The organism is Nocardia sp. NPDC006982 (assembly GCF_042869435.1).
Lineage (GTDB): Bacteria > Actinomycetota > Actinomycetes > Mycobacteriales > Mycobacteriaceae > Nocardia.
This window is the reverse complement of the sequence record NZ_JBIAFV010000001.1, coordinates 627097-649895: the sequence shown is the minus strand read 5'-3', so window position 1 is coordinate 649895 and position 22799 is coordinate 627097. Positions and strand designations below refer to the sequence as shown.

21 protein-coding genes and 2 pseudogenes are annotated in these 22799 nt (G+C 64.3%); 16 read left to right on the top strand and 7 right to left on the bottom strand.

The features are described from left to right. The first annotated feature begins 55 nt into the window (after positions 1-55). From ACFYOW_RS02925 to ACFYOW_RS02905, 5 genes and pseudogenes are all read left to right on the top strand, one after another. The gene (locus ACFYOW_RS02925) at positions 56-1627 is read left to right on the top strand and encodes an HD domain-containing phosphohydrolase (RefSeq protein ID WP_387283932.1); all 1572 of its coding nucleotides are present in this window, start codon (positions 56-58) and stop codon (positions 1625-1627) included. A 486-nt stretch (positions 1628-2113) separates the two neighbouring features. After that, on the top strand, positions 2114-2863 hold the full coding sequence (locus ACFYOW_RS02920; protein WP_387283930.1) for a hypothetical protein: 750 nt from the start codon (positions 2114-2116) through the stop codon (positions 2861-2863). A 478-nt stretch (positions 2864-3341) separates the two neighbouring features. Continuing rightward, positions 3342-4298 (top strand): hypothetical protein, encoded by a 957-nt coding sequence (locus tag ACFYOW_RS02915; protein WP_387283929.1) that lies wholly within the window; start codon positions 3342-3344, stop codon positions 4296-4298. 566 nt (positions 4299-4864) lie between these two features. Continuing rightward, positions 4865-5044: a hypothetical protein gene (locus ACFYOW_RS02910; RefSeq protein WP_387283927.1), complete on the top strand. Its 180-nt coding sequence runs from the start codon at positions 4865-4867 to the stop codon at positions 5042-5044. A 685-nt stretch (positions 5045-5729) separates the two neighbouring features. Then, positions 5730-6294, top strand: a pseudogene (locus ACFYOW_RS02905) (CBS domain-containing protein). A 201-nt stretch (positions 6295-6495) separates the two neighbouring features. On the opposite strand, the gene ACFYOW_RS02900 reads toward ACFYOW_RS02905, so the two are convergent. Both ACFYOW_RS02900 and ACFYOW_RS02895 read right to left on the bottom strand, forming a co-directional pair. Beyond that, entirely contained in the window at positions 6496-6714 is a 219-nt protein-coding gene (locus ACFYOW_RS02900) for a hypothetical protein (protein WP_387283925.1), read from the bottom strand. A gap of 576 nt (positions 6715-7290) precedes the next feature. Then, positions 7291-7740 (bottom strand): annotated as a pseudogene (locus ACFYOW_RS02895) (class I SAM-dependent methyltransferase); the annotation flags it as partial. Positions 7741-7981: 241 nt separating this feature from the next. Between ACFYOW_RS02895 and ACFYOW_RS02890 the strand changes: the two are divergent. The 6 genes from ACFYOW_RS02890 (at position 7982) to frdD (ending at position 13573) form a co-directional block, all read left to right on the top strand. Then, positions 7982-9388, top strand: coding sequence for a selenium-binding protein SBP56-related protein (locus tag ACFYOW_RS02890; RefSeq protein WP_387283923.1), 1407 nt, complete (start codon positions 7982-7984; stop codon positions 9386-9388). Between the two features lie 697 nt (positions 9389-10085). After that, entirely contained in the window at positions 10086-10319 is a 234-nt protein-coding gene (locus tag ACFYOW_RS02885) for a hypothetical protein (RefSeq protein ID WP_387283921.1), read from the top strand. Between the two features lie 23 nt (positions 10320-10342). Next, a complete protein-coding gene (gene frdA / locus ACFYOW_RS02880; protein WP_387283919.1) occupies positions 10343-12085 on the top strand; it encodes a fumarate reductase (quinol) flavoprotein subunit in 1743 nt (580 codons plus the stop codon). 5 nt (positions 12086-12090) lie between these two features. Beyond that, positions 12091-12834, top strand: coding sequence for a succinate dehydrogenase iron-sulfur subunit (sdhB, locus tag ACFYOW_RS02875; protein WP_387283917.1), 744 nt, complete (start codon positions 12091-12093; stop codon positions 12832-12834). Beyond that, positions 12831-13223, top strand: coding sequence for a fumarate reductase subunit C (locus tag ACFYOW_RS02870; protein WP_387283915.1), 393 nt, complete (start codon positions 12831-12833; stop codon positions 13221-13223). The genes sdhB and ACFYOW_RS02870 overlap by 4 nt, the downstream gene beginning before the upstream one ends. Next, on the top strand, positions 13220-13573 hold the full coding sequence (frdD, locus tag ACFYOW_RS02865) for a fumarate reductase subunit FrdD (protein WP_387283913.1): 354 nt from the start codon (positions 13220-13222) through the stop codon (positions 13571-13573). The genes ACFYOW_RS02870 and frdD overlap by 4 nt, the downstream gene beginning before the upstream one ends. Here frdD and ACFYOW_RS02860 read toward each other — a convergent pair. The 3 genes from ACFYOW_RS02860 to ACFYOW_RS02850 form a co-directional block, all read right to left on the bottom strand. Then, positions 13530-15395, bottom strand: coding sequence for a phospholipase D-like domain-containing protein (locus ACFYOW_RS02860; protein ID WP_387283911.1), 1866 nt, complete (start codon positions 15393-15395; stop codon positions 13530-13532). The genes frdD and ACFYOW_RS02860 overlap by 44 nt on opposite strands. 98 nt (positions 15396-15493) lie before the next feature. Then, positions 15494-16852 carry a serine-threonine protein kinase gene (locus ACFYOW_RS02855; RefSeq protein ID WP_387283909.1) on the bottom strand — a complete coding sequence of 453 codons (1359 nt, stop codon included), beginning with the start codon at positions 16850-16852 and terminating at the stop codon, positions 15494-15496. 24 nt (positions 16853-16876) lie between these two features. Beyond that, the gene (locus ACFYOW_RS02850) at positions 16877-18754 is read right to left on the bottom strand and encodes a S8 family peptidase (protein ID WP_387283907.1); all 1878 of its coding nucleotides are present in this window, start codon (positions 18752-18754) and stop codon (positions 16877-16879) included. A 177-nt stretch (positions 18755-18931) separates the two neighbouring features. On the opposite strand from ACFYOW_RS02850, the gene ACFYOW_RS02845 reads away from it, so the two are divergent. The 4 genes from ACFYOW_RS02845 to ACFYOW_RS02830 all read left to right on the top strand — a co-directional run bounded on the left by ACFYOW_RS02845 (position 18932) and on the right by ACFYOW_RS02830 (position 21273). Further along, positions 18932-19987, top strand: coding sequence for an endonuclease/exonuclease/phosphatase family protein (locus ACFYOW_RS02845; RefSeq protein WP_387283905.1), 1056 nt, complete (start codon positions 18932-18934; stop codon positions 19985-19987). 131 nt (positions 19988-20118) lie between these two features. Further along, positions 20119-20292, top strand: coding sequence for a CsbD family protein (locus ACFYOW_RS02840; protein WP_387283903.1), 174 nt, complete (start codon positions 20119-20121; stop codon positions 20290-20292). A 76-nt stretch (positions 20293-20368) separates the two neighbouring features. After that, entirely contained in the window at positions 20369-20830 is a 462-nt protein-coding gene (locus ACFYOW_RS02835) for an SRPBCC family protein (RefSeq protein WP_387283901.1), read from the top strand. A 287-nt stretch (positions 20831-21117) separates the two neighbouring features. Then, entirely contained in the window at positions 21118-21273 is a 156-nt protein-coding gene (locus ACFYOW_RS02830) for a DUF6131 family protein (protein WP_387283899.1), read from the top strand. Here ACFYOW_RS02830 and ACFYOW_RS02825 read toward each other — a convergent pair. Next, positions 21223-21612, bottom strand: coding sequence for a TetR/AcrR family transcriptional regulator (locus ACFYOW_RS02825; RefSeq protein WP_387283898.1), 390 nt, complete (start codon positions 21610-21612; stop codon positions 21223-21225). The genes ACFYOW_RS02830 and ACFYOW_RS02825 overlap by 51 nt on opposite strands. A 72-nt stretch (positions 21613-21684) precedes the next feature. Next, a complete protein-coding gene (locus ACFYOW_RS02820) occupies positions 21685-22089 on the bottom strand; it encodes a hypothetical protein (RefSeq protein ID WP_387283896.1) in 405 nt (134 codons plus the stop codon). Between the two features lie 378 nt (positions 22090-22467). On the opposite strand from ACFYOW_RS02820, the gene ACFYOW_RS02815 reads away from it, so the two are divergent. Continuing rightward, positions 22468-22799, top strand: a 332-nt coding sequence (locus ACFYOW_RS02815) for a hypothetical protein (protein ID WP_387283894.1), incomplete at its 3' end; no start/stop codon positions are given.

The window sequence follows — 22799 nt, the reverse complement described above, 5'->3', positions numbered from 1 at the left end:
AGCTGAGCATCCAGGGATCAACCGCTGCGCACGTGGACACGCCTATGCTCGCAACATGACGCGTGACGCTCGGGACTCGGGTGTTTCGCTGGCCGCGCTACTGGCCGCGTTCTCGTTTGCGATGGATCTCGGCCTGGGCCAGCCGATGGCGCATGTGCTGCGGTCGTGGCGGCTGGCTTCGCGGCTCGGAGAGCGAGTCGGGTTGAGCGCCGAGGAGCGGTCCGACCTGTACTACACCGCGGTTTTGGCATGGACCGGATGTGTGGCCGATGCACCCGAGGTAGCCGCGTGGTTCGGCGATGACATCGCTTTTCGCGCGGACAGTTACAAATTGGATTTGCGCGGGGCGAGCGGGGCGGTCTTCTTCCTGTCGCACGCGGGGTCCTCGGGACCGTTCGCCCAGCGGGTGCGCAAGACGGTGACGATCGCGGCGACGGGCGGTCGTGACATCGAGCGGGGGTTGATGTCGCACTGCCTCACCACATCGACGATGGCGGAACGGCTCGGGCTGGGCCCGGCCGTCGGGGACTCCCTGCGGCAGTTCTTCGCGAGATGGGACGGTAAGGGCGTGCCGGGCGGTGTCGCCGGGGAGCGAATCGGGCTCGGTATGCGGCTGTTCCATCTCGCCGACGTCGTCGAGGTGCTGCACCGTAGTGCTGGAATCGATGCCGCGATCGAGGTCGCCCGTTCGCGGCGTGGGACGCAGTTCGATCCGGCCGTGGTGGACGCGTTCTGTGCCTCGGCCCGCGACCTGCTGGCGGATGCGGAAGTCGAGCCGGACTATGGGGAGCTCATTGCCGCCGATCCGGCGCTGCGGCGCAATCTTACCGGCGCGGAACTGGATTCGGCCCTCGAGGTGATCGCCGACTTCACCGATCTGCGCTCGCCCTATCGGGCAGGCCATTCTCGTGGTGTAGCCGATCTCGCCGGTCGGGCTGCGACCGTCGCCGGGTTCCCCGAAGCCGATATCACCTTGGTGCGTCGCGCGGCGTTGTTGCACGACATCGGGTTACATGGTGTTCCGGCCACCATTCTGGACAAGCCGGGAGCACTGAGCGTGACCGAGCTCGAGCGGCTTCGGATGAACTCGTACTACACCGAGCGGGTGCTGGCCCGCCCGGCCGCGCTGGCTCGCATCGGGGCTATCGCGGCCCTGGCCTACGAGCGCCTCGACGGCTCCGGTGCACATCGCGGGCTGACCGGACCGTCGATCCCGGTGTCGGCGCGCCTGCTGGCGGCGGCCGATACGTATCGGGCCGTGACCGAGCCGCGTCCGTATCGAGATGCCTTGCCGCCCAAGCAGATTCTCGCCGAACTGCGTGCCGAGGTGCGCCGCGGTCGACTCGACGCGGCGGCGGTCGACGCTGTCCTCGAGGCTGCGGGACAGCCGCGCCATCGCCACCGCTGCGGCCCGGACGGTCTGACACCGCGCGAGCTCGAGGTCCTCGTGCTTATCGCGCGGGGTGCCTCGACCCGGCATGTCGCACGCACCCTGGGCATCACCCCGAAAACGGCAGGCACCCACATCGAACGCATCTACGTCAAGACCGGATCGTCGACTCGAGCGACCGCCACGCTCTACGCGGTCCAGCACGGCTTGCTGGACACGCTGGTCACCGATTCGTAGGGAGAACACCCGACGACATGCATAGCCGTCGCGCCTAGCGTTCGTTTCATGATCCATTCTGTCGTCCGGCGGCAGTGCATGAAGTGAGGTTTCGCGATGTCGAAAGCCGTGATCAGCTCGACCACGGGTCTGGGACGACCCAAAGAAGGTGCACCGTCGCATTCCTGGTTGCCGTCTGCGCCGCCGAGACCGGGCGCGAGACCCCGATGTTCCTGACGAAGGAAGCCTCCCGCGCGCTCGAAGGCACCGCGCTCGGCGTGGCCTGCGACGATTTTCCGCCGCAGAGAGCCGTGCAAGCGCTACGAGGTTGCTGGTGGGCGCTACTTCGTCTGCCCGATCCGCTTCAACGCCGAGCAACGCCGAACTGCGGCGCGCCATCCCGACGCGGCAGTGGATCGGCGAGGTCCGGCCACCACATTCAGGGATCGGCGAGGTCCCGGCCACCACATTCAGCTACTCAGGCGCGCCGCGCCGGAGGTGAGTACTATGTTAGATCTGGCATCCCAGTTGACCGATCTGCCGGAATACCGGGGCCACGCGCCGTGGCCCGGCCACGAATACGTCAAGGGCTGGGGCGTTTTCGGTCTTCCCTTCGACAGCGGCCACATCCTCGCCTTGCGCGTCTTCCCCGAAAACGACTTCGGCCCATACAAAACCGTCTGGCACCGCGACCCCGACGGTCGATGGTCGATCTTCGTCGACGGCGACCGGCTGGAGACCGCCTGCCCCCGCTACTACGGTCCCGCGTGTGCCTACACCGGTTTTGCCACGATTCGAGTGGCGTGGATCGGACCGGCATCGCTGCGAGTCACCGTCGACGAACCCGCGCTGGACTGGACGCTGACCGCACACGAGACTGCGGCGCTGCATATGCTCAACGCCGTCGGAGGGCGTCTGCCGCTTGCCACCTGGCGGTCGCGTTCGCTGGTGCGTGCCCGGGAAATATTCGCCGCCGCACTGGGTTTGGGTCATCTGAGCATGGCTGGTGTCATGCCGAGCGGCCACGTCGGAATCCTGATGCCCCAGCAGATGTACCTGATCACGCAGTCGACGGCCGTACTCGACGGCCGCGACCTCGGGTATCCCGCACGCCTGGACACGAACCCGGTCATAGGCGACGTCGCCCTGCCCGCCCGCGGCGTGGTCGCTATCGGCCAGGCGATGTGGCAGGCCCTAGCCCCGGCCGAAAGTGATTCGGGCCCTGGCAATCTCACGCCCGAGCCCCACTCACGATAATCGGGCGTGTCCGATGAGCACGTCCATCCGGTAGCTCGATGTCGCGGACCGGGCAAACAGAGTCAAGTCGATGTACGAGCAGGTCGCACGAGATTCAGGTCCGGGGGTGTCCGGTGAGGGACGGTCTGCGCGCGGCTGTAGCTCGGACGGGGACAGCCAATAGATCGGTTGCCGGCATCACCTGATGCAGCCACGCCTGGATGTTTCCAGGGTAAGTTCGATACGGAATGCGCTGGGGGAGAAGCAGTTGCGACAGGGGGTGCGGAGCAGTGGGCGGTGCTTATCGGTGGCCGGGCTGTGGCGCGAAACTCGGCTGCTGGGCATTCTGCGAGCCCATCACGGTTGCCGCCTGGATTGATGTGAACCCGGCCGCTTCGGCACATCACGCTGTAATCAGATCCGGCTGACCCAGTCGAACACGAAACCCCTAGCCACACAACAGATTCCGATGCTACTAGGAAGAAGCTGCCATCTCGTCATGACCGAATCCGTCACCGCCGCTTTCGCCGCCCGCCGAGACCTGGTCGGGCAGCTGCGTGAGCAGGCTGTCGCTGCCTTCTACGACCCGCCCGCCGAACACTCTCCGGCCGAGGCCACCGCGCTCTTGTGGAGCCTCGCCGGTGAGCTCACCGGCGCAGACACCCTCGCCCAGCACCAGATCTTCCGTGCCGCACTGGTGTGGGGGATACGGCAGGTGCCCGCCGACATCGACGAGATCCTTTCCAGCGCGCCCGCCGCGCCGTTGTGTGACACGGTCGCCGCACTCGTCACCGCCGAGGCATGCGCCGTCACCGAACCGTCCGACGCCGAGCAGTGGATCCTGGCCCGCGACCAGGCCCATGTTCTCGCCGTTGACCCCGATGCCACGGCCGGATTCGCCGGTGAGGCACTGTTGTTCGGCGCGCTGGCACGCGCGCGCCGACGCGTACTGGCCGAGGGGGACTTCCCGCGCCACTGCGCACTCGTGTTGTGGCTCGCCGCGGCGATCTACCGCAGTCGCGACGCGCGCTGGACCGCGACGGAACTGGGGTCGTGCAACGGATGGGTCCTGACCGACCATCACGACCGTGTCGAGGGCCCCGGTAGGCGCACTTACCACTTCGATCTGACCGGCGCGCAGGAATACGTGCTCACCGAGCGGCACGCCACCTGCCGACGGGTGCTGGCGTCGCGGATCGCGGCGGGGCAGAACCTCGAGCCGGTCACCGGCGCGTACCTGCGTTATCTGATCGCGGTCGACACCGACACCCACACCGGGATCTATTTCGTACCAGGGGAATTCACGGAAGTCGAGTACAAGGCCTGCGCTTTCGAAGGCCTCGGGAGCAATCTGGAGCCGACCCTGCATGTGCACTCCGACTGCCAGGTGTTCCACGCCGCGGACGTGGTGTGGCAGCAGCTCGCCGCGCAAGATCCGCAAAACCCCGATGTCTAACCGGGAGCGACAAATCGGTGAAATCACCGATACACCAGACGATTTCGGCTTCGGCGATGTGAAGATCAGCCTGTCCATGGTAGCGCTGACCGCAGCGCCGTCGACCGCCGACCACGGTGCCGGCCCGGCATCGTCGGTGCCGGGCCGCAGCCCTGGTGAGACCCCTGGTGCGATCGGGCACGAATTTTACAGGCCGCGCCTGACTATGGAGCGCCCAGCCTCGGCATTGGGCTGGACAATCCGCACCGGCCCATAAAGGGATGTACCAACTCAGTTGATGCAGCAGGGCGGGTGAACCGGTTCTCGAGTACCGCGAAGGGAAGGGGACCGGACCACTACAACAGGACCAGACCCGCAGCGGCCGATTCGCCGACATGAAGCCAGTCTGTAAACCGCTCCGTGATAGCCGTGCCTTCGCTACGATTCTGCTTGCTCCGGTGAATCGGAAGGCCATAGGCGGCAGGCGCACCCACGTATTGCCGTTCGCTGTACACCGGACAGGGCTCTCGCTGGAGATCGAGTCCCTGTCGCTGTGCCAACACCATCAGCCTGGCAAGGGAGCCAGTATGAAGCGAACCGACGTAGCTATCCCCGCAGTCGAACTGCTCTCGCATATCCACGCCGCAGGCTTCGCCTCCGTGGACCATTTCATCGCGACGCTACGTGTTGACCCGCTGGCCGATACAACCCGGCTACCACCCCTCGCTTTGTCACTACCTTCTCGCCCCGGACGGCACCGCAAGTAGGGCTGCAGCGCCCATTCGGTCTTGTCGGCCGACCATCCCCGCGACAATCAGGTCGGCGAACGCGCCGAACGACCGTCGTCGTGCGCGCACACCGCGTGCCTCCGGGGTCGCCGGGCAACTCCGGCGCACTCGAGGTGCGGTTCGACGACGAGGAGCTGCGACGGCTGGATCCGCCCGACAACCGTTCGCGGACGGTGCCTTACCGACGGACTGTGGAGCAGATGCAATTCACACCATCATTGAGGGTGTCAGCCGGATAACCGCAGCCTGTGCCGGCGCGAGGAGCGCCGACTAAAACACGATCGCTAATGGCCGCAATCAGTTGTCGTTGCCAATTCGAATGAAGCGACAATGGCGGACAAAATAGACGGAAACCTTCGAGAAGGTCGAGAGTTTCCAGCCCTGGCCATCAGGGCGATTCGGCAGGTGCATGCCTGCTGCGCAGATCGCGCACGAAGCGCATAAAAGGAGACGTCGATGACAACAACTTGGTCCCGGGAGGGCGCATCGAGTAGAGCGATGAGCACCGCTGAGATAAAAGCACGAATCGAGGCAATGTTCGCGCAACGAGCCACCGGTCCCGTCGCGCTGGTAGCCGGCCGGCACGTTCGAGAAACAGATGCAGACCTCGCCGAGCCGGCCTGTGCAGGATATGCGCAGACTGCCGAACCGGAACCGAGGGAGGATGACCAGGACAGCCGGAGACGTGATGCAACGACCGGTGGTGACCGTGCGGCACAGCGATAGCGTTCGAGCAGCAGCAATACCCCTGGCAGACTACGGATTTGCCGCGATACCGGTGGTCGATGACCAGGACAGGCTGGTGGGAATGTTGACCAAGCGGCGACGTGTTACGCGCTGACGAAGCCCGCACACAGACGGTGCGCAGCGTGACGACAGCGCCGGCCGTCGCGGTGTCCGAGACCAAGACCTTGGCCGAGGTCGGTCAGATCTTGCCGCGACATGGACTGCGCAGCGTGCCCATCGTTGACGACGACGGACTGGTGGTCGGCATCCTCAGCCGCAGTGACCTACTGCGACTGATGCTCGAGCCGGACGAAAGGACAGCGGTAGAAGTCCAGAAGCGCCTGGACGACTACACAGGCAATCGACGCTGGCGGGCCACCGTCGTTGAAGGCCGCGTCACCCTCACAGGCCGGTTCGCCGATGAGTCCGAACGCCGCGTCGCCATCGCACTGGCCAACACCGTATCCGGCACGCGGGCAGTGTCCACAAACCATGCGAACTAGTCCTCGAGGCGGGAGGAGTAACCCGATCCGGCACACTACGTCGCGTGCACCGTACAGAATCGGCCGCACAGCGATGAGCGAAATGTACAGGCATACAGTGACCGAGAGCCCGTCCGATCACTTTGCACGACTACGAACTAGCCGAAGCATCCTCGGAACCGCTGCGGACAGGTGCCGCGACAACATCCCGCGATTTGAACTTCACACACTTGCTCGCATCCGGTCGATTCCTTCGCACCAGTGGTCGTGCAGTGTTCGCCAGTCCTCGGCGGCGGTACGGGACCACTTCATTTGCAGCTCCGTCGCAGCCAAGGCGGGTTTCTCCCGCTCGACTTCGTTCTCCGCGTGCGCTGCGCGGTCGACCAGTTCGGTCCAGCGATCGAAATCCTGATGTAGTGCTTCTTCGACCTTCTTGTGCATGGCCAACTCCTTTGGTGACTGTAGTGATCTTGTTCTCTGAATCTGCCTTCTAGATCACGTGCTCGGCTCGCCGTCGGTTGAATCCGTCTGCCCTGGGCTTCGCGCCCTAGGCAAGGGTGACGGCAACATTTTTGATTTCAGCTCGGTCACAGTTTACGCACAGTCGGTTAACGATGCATAGGGCGAGAGTGCGAGATATTCCAGTAAATCGCAGGTACGCCACCCTTTCGTCGCACATGCGGGGATGTTGCTGAGGATCTCCGATCTCAGCGGCCCGCTGCCGCGATTGCTGAGCCACGCATCGCCGCCCGCTATCGCCGCGGGCGCGCCGGCACCGAACCGAATGTGGTGATCACCGCACTGGAGTTCGACCTGCTCATAGGGAGCCGCCGCTCTACGGCCCTCACATCGACCGCCGTGGCTTCCGGGCAACGCCATATGGCCAGGTCAGGCCGATCGGCGGGCGGTGACCAAGAGGTACTCCCACTCCATCCGCCCGTTGCCCAGGTCGTGTAGGGACACGAGACCCGCGAGTTTCCGGTCCAACCGCGCGATCCGGTCGGATTCTGCGGCAATGGGTGTCCAGTTGATCAGCCCGATCGTGCCGCCCGGCTTGGTGACGCGTACCAATTCGTCCGCGGCCGCCTGGTGGAACGGCGCGAACATGACGCCCACGCACGAAATCACGGCGTCGAACTCGGCATCGGCGTAGGGCAATGCCTCGGCGTCGGCTTCCTGCCACTGCAGGTCGACGCCCCGGGCGGCAGCGATACGTCGGCCCGCGTCGAACAACTCCGGCGTGAGGTCGCTGGCAACGACGTGCGCACCGGTCTCCGCGGCCGGGATCGCTGCATTCCCGGATCCGGCCGCAATGTCCAGCACACGCCGACCCGGGCCGATACCGCAGACCTCGACGAGACGCCGACCCAGCCCAGGGATGACTTCGGTGGCGACGGCTGGGTAGTCGCCCAATGCCCACATTGCGCGATGCCGCGTCTCGAGATCAGCGGGGCCGGATTCGGTCATGCTTTCTTTTGCTGTTCGACTTCCGTCACGAACTCGTCCGCCCGGCTTTCCCGGATTGCGACTGCGGCCTACCGCACGGTCTGCCCGGAGGTAGCTGGTGGATCTCTGTCGAAAGGCCGAGACTGGTTACTGTCTGCCCCCGCGCCATTACGGCACGCGACCGGCGGGTGGGGCCGACCTCGCAGCCGCCGGAAGGGCGAGGTGCGTGAGTCTGCGCCCATCGACACGAAGGAGGCTGGAAATGGATCACTCGGACATGGACCCGACCTTCTATCGGAGCGCAGCGGACGCGGCTGCCGCGCCGCCGGAGCGGCTCGCATACGTCGTTGCGTTCGACCGGGCGGCACAGAAGCCGGATGCGCTGTCGGTAGTCGATGTGGATCCGGGCTCGGCCACCTACGGCAGGGTGGTGGGCTGGACCGAGGTGCCCCACCTGGGCAACGAGCTGCACCATTTCGGCTGGAACGCCTGCAGCAGCGCGCTGAAGCACGAGGGCCACCGCATGGAGGGGCTGGCTCGGCGCTACCTGATCGTGCCGGGTCTGCGCTCGTCGCACCTGTACGTGTTCGACACCCAGCCCGACCCATGTCGGCCCGCCCTTTCCAAGATCGTGGACAGCTCCGAGCTCGCGGCCAAGGCCGGCTACTCCCGCCCGCACACGCTGCACTGCGGGCCGGACGGTGTTTTCATGACCTGCCTCGGCGGGGCAGACGGATCGGACGGGCCGGGCGGGATCGCGCTGCTAGATCACGGCACGTTCGATGTGTTGCGGCAATGGGAGACCGACCGCGGGCCGCAATACCTCGCGTACGACGCCTGGTGGCATCTCAACCAGAACACCCTGATCAGCAGTGAGTGGGGCACCCCGTCCATGATCGAGGACGGGCTGCAGCCGGAGCTGCTGCTGGCCAACAAGTACGGCCACGCGATCCACTTCTGGGATCTCACCGCCGGTCGGCACCAGCAGCGGGTCGATCTCGGGGAACACAACCAGATGCCACTCGAGCTGCGCCCTTCGCACGATCCGGACGCCACCTGGGGTTTCGTCGGCGTGGTGATCTCGACCGAGGATTTGTCGGCCTCCGTGTGGCGTTGGCACCACGACGGTGGTGTGTGGGCGGTCGACAAGGTGATCACCATCCCGGCCGAGCCGGCTGATCCCGACCTGCTGCCGCCGGCGCTGAAACCGTTCGGCGCGGTGCCGCCGCTGGTCAGCGACATCGACCTGTCGGTCGATGACGCATACCTCTACGTCTCGTGCTGGGGCACCGGGGAGCTCAAGCAGTTCGACGTGCACGATCCGGCCAGCCCGAAAGAGACCGGGTCCGTCCGGCTCGGCGGGATCGTGGGCCGCATCCCCCATCCGGCCGCGCCGAACCAGCCGCTTGCGGGTGGCCCCCAGATGGTCGAGATCAGCCGTAACGGTCAGCGGGTCTACCTCACCAACTCGCTCTACAGCGCGTGGGACGACCAGTTCTACCCGGATGGGGTCGGTGCCTGGATGGCCGTGATGCACACCGATCCCGACGGCGGAATGACCATCGACGAGTCGTTCTTCCCCCACGACGAGGACTTTCGAGGTCTGCGGGTGCACCAGGTGCGCCTCCAGGGCGGCGACGCCTCTTCCGATTCCTACTGCTACCGGTAGTCGGGCGTTCGCCGCACCGGCGGCGCCGATTCCTCGCCTGTGCCGGGTCTGATTCTGCGGGTCTGGCCAGGGGGCGAACGTCGACGGTGGGGCATCGTCACCAGCTCGCTTCCGCCGTAATGCGGCGAGGTCGGTGCGTCACCCGTCATCTAGGCGTTGGATGGCGGCGCTCAGCCAAGCCTGGCGGTCAGCGGGGTCGCCGAGTTGAACGACGCTTGCGAATGCTCCACTGCTGCAAGGTCGTTCGCCCGATACGGCCCATAGGTTGTCAGCCGACACCGTGAATGTCTGCGGCATGTTGATCTTTCGCGACCGAGTGACGGCACCGTCCGGTAGTCGCAATGGTGCTTCGGTGATACCCGCGGCAGCGGCGAGCCCCTCGATGAGTAATCGAGGTCGGGCTCGGCGGCTGACCGGGCCGTCGCGGCTCCTCGGTACTCGGCATTCGGCCCACTCTCAGCAAACCTGCGATCGGCTCAGTCTGGAACCGAACTAGATCTGACGCTCATGGCGTGCTACCTCGTTGACGGGCATTGAGAAGTATGGATAGTCTTGTCGCGCAAGGAGATTCGACTGACATAGCGGATAGCTACGTCCGGCAGACCCAAATGCCTCCTGCGGCCTCGGCGCAATGCGCGTAAACTCATGTGCCTACACCTATCAATCAGGTGTGCCACCGGGTTGCCGGGAGGTGGAAATGCTCAGCGCCACCGAGCAGTTCAGCAAGGAACGCGCCCCGTGCGGGAAACTGAGGGGCGGGGCTCGCCACCGCGAAGACGACGACGCGGGCTTGGTCATCGACGATACGACTTACGACTGTGGCTGCCGCCGGATTCGGCACGAATTCCACGACGGCAGCGTTCGGATCAGAACGGTCCGCCATGACGGCAAGATCCTGATGGACGAGCAAAGCGCCGACTTCGAGGCCTGACCGACCACACCCCGGGTGGCACCATGACCGCTTTTCACGACGTCGTGATCGTTGGCGGAGGCGGCGCGGGTTTGCGCGCGGCCATCGCCATCGCGGAACACAACCCGCAGTTGAGCATCGCGATCGTTTCCAAGGTCTATCCGATGCGCAGCCACACCGTCTCCGCCGAGGGGGGCGCCGCCGCAGTCGCTGGTCGCGACGACACCCTCGACGAGCACGCGTACGACACGATCTCCGGCAGCGATTGGCTCTGTGACCAAGACGCTGTCGAGGCCTTCGTCGAGGAGGCACCGCGGGAGCTGCTCCAACTGGAGCATTGGGGCTGCCCTTGGAGCCGCCGGTCGGATGGACACATCGCGGTCCGGGCGTTCGGCGGCATGAAGAATCTCCGCACCTGGTTCGCAGCCGACAAGACCGGTTTTCACTTGCTGCACACCTTGTTCCAGACCACACTGTCCTATCCGGACATCGTCAGGTACGACGAGTGGTTCGCGACAACATTGCTCGTCGACGACGACAAGGTGGGCGGCATCGTGGCCATAGAACTGGCCACCGGACGCATCGAAACCATTCACGCCAACGCGGTCATCGTGTGCACCGGTGGCTGCGGCCGGGTGTATCCGTTCACCACCAACGCCAATATCAAGACCGGCGACGGTATGGCGCTGGCATACCGGGCAGGCGCGCCGCTCAAGGACATGGAGTTCGTCCAGTACCATCCGACCGGCCTTCCGTTCACAGGCATCCTGATCACCGAGGCAACGCGCGCTGAGGGCGGCTGGCTGCTCAATAAAGACGGCTACCGCTACTTGCAGGATTACGACCTCGGGACGCCGTCACCGGTGCCGGTATTGCGAAGTATGGAACTGGGACCACGCGACCGGCTGTCACAGGCCTTCGTGCACGAACTCGACAAGGGCCGGACCATCGGCACGCCGTATGGACCCGTCGTCCACCTCGACATACGCCACCTCGGTGCGGATCTCATCGATACGAAGCTGCCGTTCGTGCGCGAGCTGTGCTCGAAATACCAGAACATCGACCCGGTCCGGGAGCTGATCCCGGTGCGCCCCGTCGTCCACTACATGATGGGCGGCGTCCATACCGACATCCATGGCGCGACACCACTGGCGGGGCTGTACGCCGCTGGGGAGGTTGCCTGCGTCAGTATCAACGGCGCGAACCGGCTCGGCTCGAACTCCCTTCCCGAGTTGCTGGTCTTCGGTGCGCGAGCCGGTCGTGCCGCCGCCGAGTACGCGAGCTCGGCCACGGCCGCCCAGGCGTCGGCGGTCATGGCGCGAGGTCGCGCCGAACAGGACCGGCTGGAACGGGAGCTCACGCGCCACGCCGAGGGATCCGAACACATCGCGCGCATCCGCACCGAGATGCAGGAGACGATGGAGACCAGTGCTGGGATCTACCGCGACGGCGACTCTCTCGCCGCGGCTGCCGACAAGTTGCGCGAGCTTCGCGATCGGTTCGGCAGTGCTTGCCTCGATGACCACAGCCGGGCGTTCAACACCGAGTTGGTGGCGATGCTCGAGTTGTCGTGCATGCTCGATGTGGCGGAGTGCATCATCGCCTGCGCGCTGGCGCGGGAGGAATCCCGGGGTGCGCACCAACGAACCGATTTCCCCGCCAGAAACGACCAGCGTTTCCTGGCCCATTCGGTGATCCATCGGGAGCCGGACGGTTCGGGCCGAGTCTCGCACCTCCCGGTAACGATCACCCGCTGGCCTCCTGGCGAACGCGTATACGGGAGGTGATGGCGATGGAGGACCAAATAACCCTGCAGGTTGCGCGCTACCGACCGGATCGAGACGACGAACCGGTACTGCAGTCGTATGAGGTTCCGCTGCGCAGAGATTGGACCGTGCTCGACGGCCTCAATTACATCAAGGACTATCTCGACGGAACAGTGTCTTACCGCTGGTCCTGCCGGATGGGCATCTGCGGTAGTTGCGGCATGACCGTCAACGGCGAGCCACAACTGAGCTGCGCCACATTTCTGACCGATTACGCGCCGGGGCCGGTGCGAGTCGAGCCATTGCGCAACTTCCCGGTGATCCGGGATCTCGTCGTAGAGATCGGCGACTTCATGCACAAGCTGACCGAGGTGAAGCCATGGCTGATCAGGGCGGAACCCGGGCGACTCGAAGACGGCGAGTACCTGCAAACGCCGCTGGAAATGGACGACTACAAGAAGTACAGCATGTGTATCAACTGCATGCTCTGCTACTCGGCCTGTCCCGTCTACGCGCTCGATCCCGTGTTCCTCGGTCCGGCGGCGATCGCACTGGCCCAACGCTACAACCTCGACTCGCGCGATGAGGGAGCCGGAGATCGGCGCGACGTTCTCGCGTCGGCCGAGGGAGTTTGGTCCTGCACCCTTGTCGGCGAGTGCACTACCGCGTGCCCGAAGGGGGTCGACCCGGCTGGGGCGATCCAACGCTACAAGCTCACCGCGGCAACGCAATCGCTGCGAGACTTCCTCATGCCATGGCGGGCACGATGACCACGACACCCCGGTTGTATCGAAAGCCGATCTCCAGGTTCTGGTGGGTGCGACGCCGCTCGTACCTGATCTTCGTCCTGCGCGAACTCAGCAGTTTGTTCGTCGCCTGGTTCGTGGTGTACCTCCTGCTTCTGGTCAACGCGGTGAGTTCGGGAAGCGAGCAGTACCAGCGGTTCCTGAACTGGAGTGCAGGCCCGGGGGTGCTCGCGCTGAACCTGATCGCCCTGCTGTTCGTGCTCATGCACACCGTCACCTGGTTCAACCTCGCGCCCAAGGCGATGGTGGTGCGTGTGCGGAGCCGACCCGTCGCACCGGTCGTGATCCTCGGGCTGCACTACCTGGCGTGGGCTCTGCTCACGGTGATCGTGCTGTTGGTGGTGCTGAGATGACGAAAAGGAAGTCCCTGGAACCGTTGGGGTGGCTGATGTTCAGCGCCGGCGGAATGGCCGCGGCACTGCTCATACCTGTGCTGCTGTTTCTGTTCGGCCTCGCCTTCCCGCTGGGTTGGCTTCCCGAGCCGGACTACGCATACCTGCTGTCGGTGTTGCGTCATCCTCTCACCCGGCTGGTCCTTTTCGGACTCTGTGTGCTGGCTCTATTCCATTGGGCACACCGCTTCCGGTACATGCTGTACGACGGCTTGCGGCTTAAGCGGTTCAGCGTGTTGATCATCGTGGTCTGCTACGGCGCCGCCGTCATCGGCTCGGTAACGGCCGCTTACCTTCTGCTCCGCGTCTAGCCCGCCTGCGTGTGGCCTTGTGGTGCGGCAATGAGGTTGCCGACTCCGCGTCCGATGTGGGTGTCTGCCGGTCATCGTCGGTGGGGTCACGGCGGGAGAATGTCTTGCGGTCGCGTTCGCGGGGACTGCCGGTGACGTAGAACTTGGCGAACCACGGTTCGGGCTTCTTCGATATCGCGGTTGGCTTTTCGAGCAGCATCGGGTCCGGTGGGCGCTTGAGGCGGCTCTTACGCGCCTTCTCCGCCGCGCTCATCCGGTTGCGGAAGTTCAGGTGGTCGAAAACCCGGATCGCTTCGATCGCGTAGGCGACCGCGACGCGTTGATCCTCGATGACGATCAGGTGATCGCCGTTGTTGTGCTCGCCCGATGGTGAGAAGTTGCTCGACCCGGTGTACACCTTGGCCGTTGGTCGGTCGAAATCGATCACGGCGAACTTGTGGTGAATGTTGATGCCCTTGCCGCCAGACCATTCCGCCTTGAACGGTGGCGGTGCATGTTCGGACAGGAAGTCGAAGTCGACCAAACCTGTTTCGCCGCTGGGCTTTTTGATCTGCATGCCACTGGATTCGTTGACCACGCCGTAGCTCAGCAGCGGTTTGCGCATCAGCCGGTCCAGGGCCTTGCGCACGGAGCCGGACCGGGTCTGATTCATGAACGCGAACGAATAGAGCACCGATGAGCCGGCTTGGTCGATGGCACCGCCCACCGGTGCCAGCGCCAATTCCGGGTCGAGATGCGGGGAGAAGCACAGCCCGACACTCGGTCGCCCGCGCTGGTTGACCGAGTGCCAGACCTTGGCGAATTCGGACGCCGCGAACTCGTCCATGTCGGTGAAGGCCCGCTCGAACATCTCGGCGAACAGCGCGGCGATCGCGTCGTCGGTGAACACGTACATGTTGTTGGCCTGGATGTAGAGGCCGCGGAACGAAAGATTCGTCGACCCGCCCAGCACCCGTACCGGCACACCGTCTTGCTTGGCGATCAGGACTTTGTTGTGCTGCAGACCGTCGAAGTGGCCGCGGTGTACGTCGGCGGCGCTGGCCCGCAGGCGCGTGGCCGCCTTGGTTTCAGAGCTGGAGCGTTCGCCGTGCTCGCCGGAGTCGTCGACGATCACGCGCAGCCGCTTCTTCAGCTTCTCCAACCGGGTGAGGATGTCGGGCTCGTTGAGGTCGTAGGCCATCGCGTCGACAGTGATGTGGCGGTCGGCGACGGCCCAGTCCAGGAAATCGAACAGCAGCCGATCGGCTTCGAAACCCAGCCACTCATAAATGTTTTCCTTCTTGCTCGCGATCGCTGCCTTGCGTTCGGCGAACTCGAGGCCGCGGCTGGCTTCGGCCGGAATGATGTCGGCGGGCAGATCGAGTTCCTCGCGCTTTTCCACAAAGGCCTGTGACGAAGCGAAGTTTCGTGCGAAACCGACGTCGAGGAAACCGTCGATGGTCACAGGTCCCAAATCGATCGGCAGCTGGATCTGCTCGCCGGCGACGAGTTGGCCGTCGTTGGGCATGTGCATTTTGGTGACGCGGTAGGTATAGGTGCCGGCGCGGGGCTGGAATGGGAAGTGCACCCATCGGTAGGTCTGCAGCGGCGCTTCCAGAGTCGGGTGGGTGCGAAAACCTGTGACCGCGTCCTGCGGATCGAAGGACAATCGGTTATGCAGGTTCAGGAATTTCCGTCCGCCCGGTTCGCGGTATTCGACGGCGAAACCGACGAAGTCGGGCTCGGGGTCATCGACGTCGAATCCCATCAAGCACATCGATTCGCCGCGCCATAGTTTGACCCGAAACCCGCCGATCTCCTTGAAACTCATCAGGTTGCCCACCGGTATCTCCCTCTTGTCTTGCGCACCTCCACTTGGACGATCGCGGAACGGAGTCTGTGTTCTCCGCAGACACGGCGCTCGCCGCGGTCGAACTCGTGTTATGGCGTGTCGAGCTTGCTTGCTTTCACGACAACCCAGGCGAGGTTTTCGTGCACGATGTCACTGTGCGCACCGAACGGCGGCTGGCCGTTCACTACGGTGTCGGACGCATCGATATTGATCAGTTCGCCCGCGGTGAACGGATAATCGTCGCCGACGCCTCGTAATTCGACTTGGGTTACCTCGAACGCGCCGACGGCTCCCATCGCTGTCCACGGATTGTCACCGTGCGCTCCTGCGGCGTTGTCTCCGGCGACCTTCGATGCAAGTGGATAGAAATTGTTCAATGCTCCGTCGTGGCTCGAGAAGCAGACGGAAACGGGCCCGTCTACCCGGTTGGATCGTCCGGCCAGACCGCCACGCCGGTTCCGGTCGAACGGTAACGGGTCCGCGAAAGCGAAGCTCGAGAACGCACCCTGCAGCAGCGTGACAGATTTCACCGGGGACGGGACCAGGCCGTCGGGCAGTCCGGCCAGGGCATACGACACGACCCGGGCGCCGAAGCTGTGGCCGATCAGATTGATGCGCAAACTCGGGAATTCCCGATGCAACCGTCCCAGAAGCGGTCCCAGGCCGTTCTCGCCGACGACACCGGCGCGGTTCTTCATCTGCCAGTAGGTCAGCGCCCGTAGCGCCTCTTTGGCACCCCGCAGCACCTTCCCGAATATGTCGCCGATTCCGGCGGCGCCACCCTGCGCCGAATCGAGGTCGACGCCCGATCTCATCAGCTCCATCGCGAAGTCCCGGAACACCTCTGACGCATCGTTGTTCGTACTGAGCATCGCGGGGAATCCGGTGTCGGCGTTGTCCTTCGGGCCTTCGCTGTCGGTGCTTCCTGGGAAAGTGGCGATGCTGAACTCGCGCATTTGTCGAAACAGCTCGTCAATGGTGCCGGGGTTCGGCTTTTCGGTTCCCAGCAGTTCGGCAATCCGATCGAGCTGTTGCGCCCCGTCCGGAAAGGTCGCCTTCAACATCTGCAAAGTGTCGGCGTCGAGCGTCGGTGATCCAGCGGGAACAGAGTCCCGGCGGCGTGCGGCCGCGGCCCCGGTGGGCGCCACGGCGGGCGCGAAGTCCCCGATCGGTTCATCGGACCAGCGCTCCGACGGCCAGATCACGCCCGCGTAGCCGATCCGGCGCGTCGCGGCGGACGGCAACGTGTCCAGTTTTCCGAACCATCGCTGGTACAGGTCGACCGCCTTGCTGCGGTCGTTGTTCCAGCCGTGCGAGAACACGATCAGGTCGGTGAGGCCGCGCTGGCGTACGCCCGCGACAAGTGCGTCGGCGCCGTCTCGATCGACATCGCCGTCCTTATCGAACGAAACGATCCAAAGTGGCTTATCGCCAACAAATTCTGGCATCTTTTAACTCCTTCGTCGCCAGGTTCAGACGGATTGAAGAGCGCGCATCAGGTCGACGAGTCCTCCGCCTTCGAGATAACGGTCGCGACCCAGCGGCGTCGCCGACTCGACGAAGATCCGCTTGACCGATTCGGGGTCACTGATGAATTCGCGCCGGACCGACAGGAACGCCGCGATGGCACCTGACACATGCGGGGCGGCCATGCTGGTACCGCTCTGCTCGATATACACCGCCGCGCCTTCCTCGTGTCTGCCCAACGATCGAAAGGCGTCTGCGCCGAGCTCACCCGCGGCAGCCGATGTGATGCGTTCGCCCGGAGCGACCAGGTCCGGCTTCATCCGCCCGTCGCCCGTCGGTCCCCGCGACGAGAAGTAGGAGATCCCATAGGTATGTGGCGCATCCCGGTGCGTAGAACCGACGGTGACCGCACGTTTGGCGTTTCCCGGATCGTTGATCGTCATTCCGGTGCTGAACCGGGTCGGTGCGTTCTGGTCTTCGACGAAGAGGCTGACGTAGGCCGAGTTACCGGCCGCGACGACGACGATGACGCCACTGCGGACGAGGTTGTCGACCGCGATGCACAGCGGGCTGCTCCCGCACGCGTACCACGCCGGGTCGAATCCGTAACCGAGGCTGAGGTTTACGCCGTGGATCCGGGGTGCGTTGTCGCCGGCCGCATTGACCCTGCGCACATATGACAGAGCTTGGATCACGCGCCCGACCCGCGCTGTCTCGTTGCCCTTCGCACCGAGTACCTTGAGGCTCACCAGCCTCGCCCGTGGTGCGATCCCGGACAGGCGCGCAGGCTCGACGACCGTCCGCCTGCGCAGCTCGGCTCCGTCGGCGGTGTTGTACCGATTCTCGGTGACGACAACCTTTTTCGCCCATCCATTCAGTCCGCCGGCGATGATTCCGGCGACATGGGTGCCGTGGCCCTCCTCGTCGAGCAGGGCGCCGTCACGAACGGGAGGTCCGTCTCCGGGGCACGTGCGATGCAGATCGCGCACCGATGGATGGGTGAGGGTTTCGTTGGTGAGGAAATGAGGATGGTTGCGATCTATGCCCGAATCCACGACGGCCCAGACGATTCCCTCGCCGTACGCGTTGAACGATCGTTGGGCGGCTTCGGCTTTGATCGTCACAAAGGACTGGTCGATCTGACCGTGGATCTCGAAGTCCGGCCAGATGCGCTGCATTGCCCGCGCCGACATGTCAGACGCCACGGCATCCGCGGCCACCAGCCCCTCGATCTGGTCGGGGGCCAACCGCCCTGTTGCGTACTCGTCGGTGAGGCGGTAGGGGGCACCGCCGGCCGCGACGAGCTTCCACAGCTCTTTGAGCCGGTTGAACGCGGCATTGAGGCCGCGGCCGTAGCTCGAGTTGAGCTCGACCATGATGGATATCGGATCGTCGGCCCCGGCAGGTAACGCGGTACCCGCCTCCGCCGCTCGGGCGTGTCCCGATCTGCGAGTCTCGAGATGCGCACGCAACGGAGGAGCGATAACACCCGCGATCGGCAACCTGCCCGGCGCACCGGTTGCCGTCATCCGCCCCCGCGTCGGAACATAGGCCGCCGCGCGCGCGATCGCGGCGGGCGCCTCGCTCCGGCCGAGCGCGGTCAGTTCGATCGGTGATCCCGTCACGACGAGTCCGTCGTCACCAAGCTTGCTCAGGGCGTCGGATACCGCGACCCACCACATCGGCTCACCGGCCATCGAATCGCGTTCGCGTGCCTCGAACTTGGCGGCAAACCGCGCGGCGATCATCGTCAGCAATCTCTTCTGGTTCACCGTCTTGCCCACGGGCACGGTGTCCAGGACCGACAGCACTCTGTCTTTCCAGACCTCGATGTCACCACCCATGGCCCCGGCTCCCACACGTTCTCGGATCGCGATGCTCATCGTCAGTTTCCATCCGCCATCGTGCCTGGTCACGGGTAGTTCACTACTCGACTCTCGCGATGCAGCCACTCGCTGTGAATGCGTATCGACTGAGCGGGCGTACGAACGAAGCGGACGCACCTCGGGAATCCACTCGAGCCCGATCGCCGACGTGATGTGGGAGGCCATGATGGGTTGATGAGGCGAAGCGACTTGGGGTCGGCAAGGGCAGGGGCGGGCGGAGCGCTCGAGGCTGGTTCGCAGATTTCCGCGGCTGCTGCACCCGCGGCACACGAGATCCGGGTGCTGGCATTGAACACGTGGCACAGCGGTAGCAAGATTTCCACTGGTATTCAGCTGATCACCGATCTCATCATCTCGACACAGGCCTCGATCGTCCTGCTTTCGGAGGCAACCGAAGCCACCACGGCCGTCGCGGCCGAACTGGTGCGGCGGGGGCGCGAGTTCAATGCCATTGCCTCGCACGACACCGGAATTCTGACGGTGTTTCCGGTCCAGGACAGCGCCGATCTGCAATGGATGGTCAAGGCGCGGTTGAACATCGACGGAAAGCGCCTCACCGTCTACTCCGCGCATCTGGAGTATCGCTGGTACGCCTCCAACCTGCCCCGAGGCTACGGTCCCGGAGCCCCGGCGCCGGGCGAGTTCGCCGAGCACGAGTGGAACAAGCTGCCCGACGGCCCGGTGACCGACCTGGCCGTGATTCAGCGCATCAACGCGGCCTCGGGCCGCCCAGAGGTCATCAGCAACTTTCTCGCCGACGCGAAAGCCGAAATCGCCGACGGGTCTTCGGTCATCATGGGGGGCGATCTGAACGAGCCGTCCCTGTTGGATTGGACCCCCGCCACAGCGAAGTTGTTCGACCACAACGGGGTGGTGTCGGCGTGGGAGACCACTCGACGCCTGCAAGAAGCTGGTTTCATCGATGCCTACCGATCGATGTATCCAGACCCGGCCACCCATCCGGGACTCACCTGGCCCTCTGACAACATCGATGTGGATGTCTGCGAGCTCGCCTGGGCTCCTGAGGCCGACGAACGCGACCGCGTCGACTACATCTTCGCTCATGGCGCCGCACTGTGTCTGTCTGCCGTCGGCATCATCGGCCCGCGCGGGTCCATCGTGCGCGGTACCCGACTGCAAAAGACAAGCCAGGACAACTTCGTCGCCTCGCCGGCGCAGTGGGTCAGCGACCACAAAGGCATCTTCGCGACATACCAACTCACCGACTGAACGGGACATTATCTCTGCGTGCCGCGGCAAGTCTGTCCGGCAGCGTTGTTTGGCTGTCGGAATGCGGGTTATCGCCAGAAGACCGGCTGGAGCCAGTAGGCCGGGCACCTTCGAACGATGGGGCCGCAATCATGGGCACTGCAGACAAGGCAAGGAATAAGGCCGAGGAACTCTCCGGTAAGGCCAAGGAGAAGTTCGGCGCGGCGACCGACGACGAGGAAAAGAGGCAAGAGGGCAAGGTCGATCAGGCCAAGTCCAACCTCAAGGATGCGGGTGAGAAGGTCAAGGACGCCTTTCGCCACTGATTGTCCATGAGCGCACATTCCACCCCGGCCGGACGCGTACGCGGCGGCATCGGGACGAGCTCGGAAAGGAACTGAGATGAGCACCGTGGCCGCGACCGTCGATGTCGAAGTACCGGTTCGCACCGCCTACAACCAATGGACACAGTTCGAGACATTCCCGCAGTTCATGGTCGGCGTGGAGGCGGTAGACCAGCTCGACGACAAACACACCCACTGGCGGATCCACGTTGGACCCGCGACCCGGGAATTCGACGCGACCATCACCGAGCAGCATCCCGACGAACGTGTCGCGTGGAAGTCCGACAGTGGTCCCGATCACGCGGGCGTGATCACTTTTCATCGTCTGGACGACACCCACACGCGGATCACCGCGCAAATGGAGATCGATCCGGAGGGATTCGTGGAGAGCGCCGCCGATAAGCTCGGCGTGCTGAAGCACCGCGTCAATGGCGACATGCAGCGCTTCAAGCACTTCATCGAAGGCCGGCAGCAGGAAACCGGCGCGTGGCGCGGTGATATTCCACGCCCTGACGCGTAATCTTCCTCGATCAACTCGGATTGCCGGACGACGCTCGCCGCAAAATCCGCGCAACTCCCGCGAATGGGCCTATCGCCGTTGCCGGTCGTGCGTTGGCGAGCAAAGCGCGATCGAGCTCGATAGGCGGGGTGTATACATCCTGAATCTCGAGGCGTCTACTGGAATATGCAGCACACGGGTTGATCATCGTGGCTGTTGCTTCCCGTGGCCGTGGCTGGGTAACCGATACCAGCACCGGAGGGTTTCTGAGACCCTTCGAATACAGCAGCGAAACGAGGTAGCTGGCCATGATCATTCTCGGAATCATTCTTCTTATCGTCGGGTTCATATTCAGCATCCCGATCCTGTGGACCATCGGGATCGTGGTTCTCATCATCGGGCTCGTGTTGTTCCTATTGGGGTCGACGGGTCGGGCCGTCGGGGGCAGACGCCATTACTACTGACCCCTGGATCGCGAGGATCAGCGGCAGCGTCCTTGAATTGCGTCGACCCAACACCTGAGCCGACGCGGAACACGCTCGCGCACAAGGTCGGCTCGCGAGATTCGCCGCAACTTCGAACGCGGTCAGGTCACCGTGCAGTGTGCCGGTATCGGGCAGCGGCAGGGTGCGCTCCCTCGCGGTGAGCATCACGTCGAGGACCAGGTTCTCCCGGGTTCCCCAGCGCCGGTAGATGGAGCTGTCGCGCACGCCGGCGCGGCGGCTGATATCGGGGATGCCGACCTTGGCGACGCCGTGCTCGGCGACGGCGTCGAGGACAGCGAAGCTCGATTGGGACGACATTTGCCCAGCAAGCCGACCAACATAGAAACCCAGGATCGGCCACCCGCACCACGCCCGGCGTGAGAGGTTCCCTTATTGCATGGCGAATAGCTTCGCCTGCCCGGATACGACGGTGTCGCTGCTGTTGACGAGTGCGACTCGCACCTGGACTTGCCCCGATCGCAGCGGTGGCTGGCCGGGGGTTTCTGTCATCGGAATGCTCGCGTCGTGCTGGGTATTGTCACAGGTGACGGCGTTCTGAATGCCCTGGGCGGCGGGGCCGTCGGCGGTGGGTTCGCCCATCATCGCCTGAATGCTGGTCACTCCGTCGGAGTTATCGCAGCTGTAGGTGACTTGAACTATGGTCGGTCCGGCGCGGGAGATGTCGATGGTCGCGGCGGCGAGAGCGGGGGCAGCCGTTACGACCAGCGCTGTCGCCATCGTTGCGAAGACGGTCGCGACATGGGTGGTACACCGATAATTCCGGGTAGTCGTCATGGATCTCGGTTCCTCCTGTGTGGCGGGTATGAGTCCTGAACACAACGGGAAGAGAATGCGGCACTCGCCGCACCGCACGTATCCATGGTGCAGCCTTCGGGCTCGCGCGGGGGGAAAACCGCGCTACGGTCACAAAGCTTTCGGGGATTTTCGACAAACCTCCGGTCACGCTTCGGAAGCTGGCGGTCGATGCGTGGCCGAGCTTTCGCACTTGTCGAAAACCAGATATCGAACAGCGCGGTTCCGCGAGCCGAAATGCCGTGGACGCCGCACCTTCATCCGGGGCCGTTCGAGTTTCGGGTAGCGCATTACCCTAGGCGCACCAACTGCCGCCTTCGACCATGGTGTGACCTCCCAAAACAGCTCCAACGACAGGTGGTGGCAACCATGTTCTTCTACAACGACTCGAGCCGGACGGCTGCTTCGGGCGAACTCGACGGCAGCGGAAAATTCATCAATCTCGCCGATATGTCGGGATTCGGTCACTGGACTCATATTGTGCCCGTGGATGGGCGGTTGTTCTTCTACAACCGTGCGAGCCGGACGGCCGCTTCGGGCGAACTCGACGGCAGCGGAAACTTCGTCAATCTCGCCGATATGTCGGGATTCGGCGACTGGACTCATATTGTGCCCGTGGATGGGCGGTTGTTCTTCTACAACCGTGCGAGCCGGACGGCCGCTTCGGGCGAACTCGACGGCAGCGGAAACTT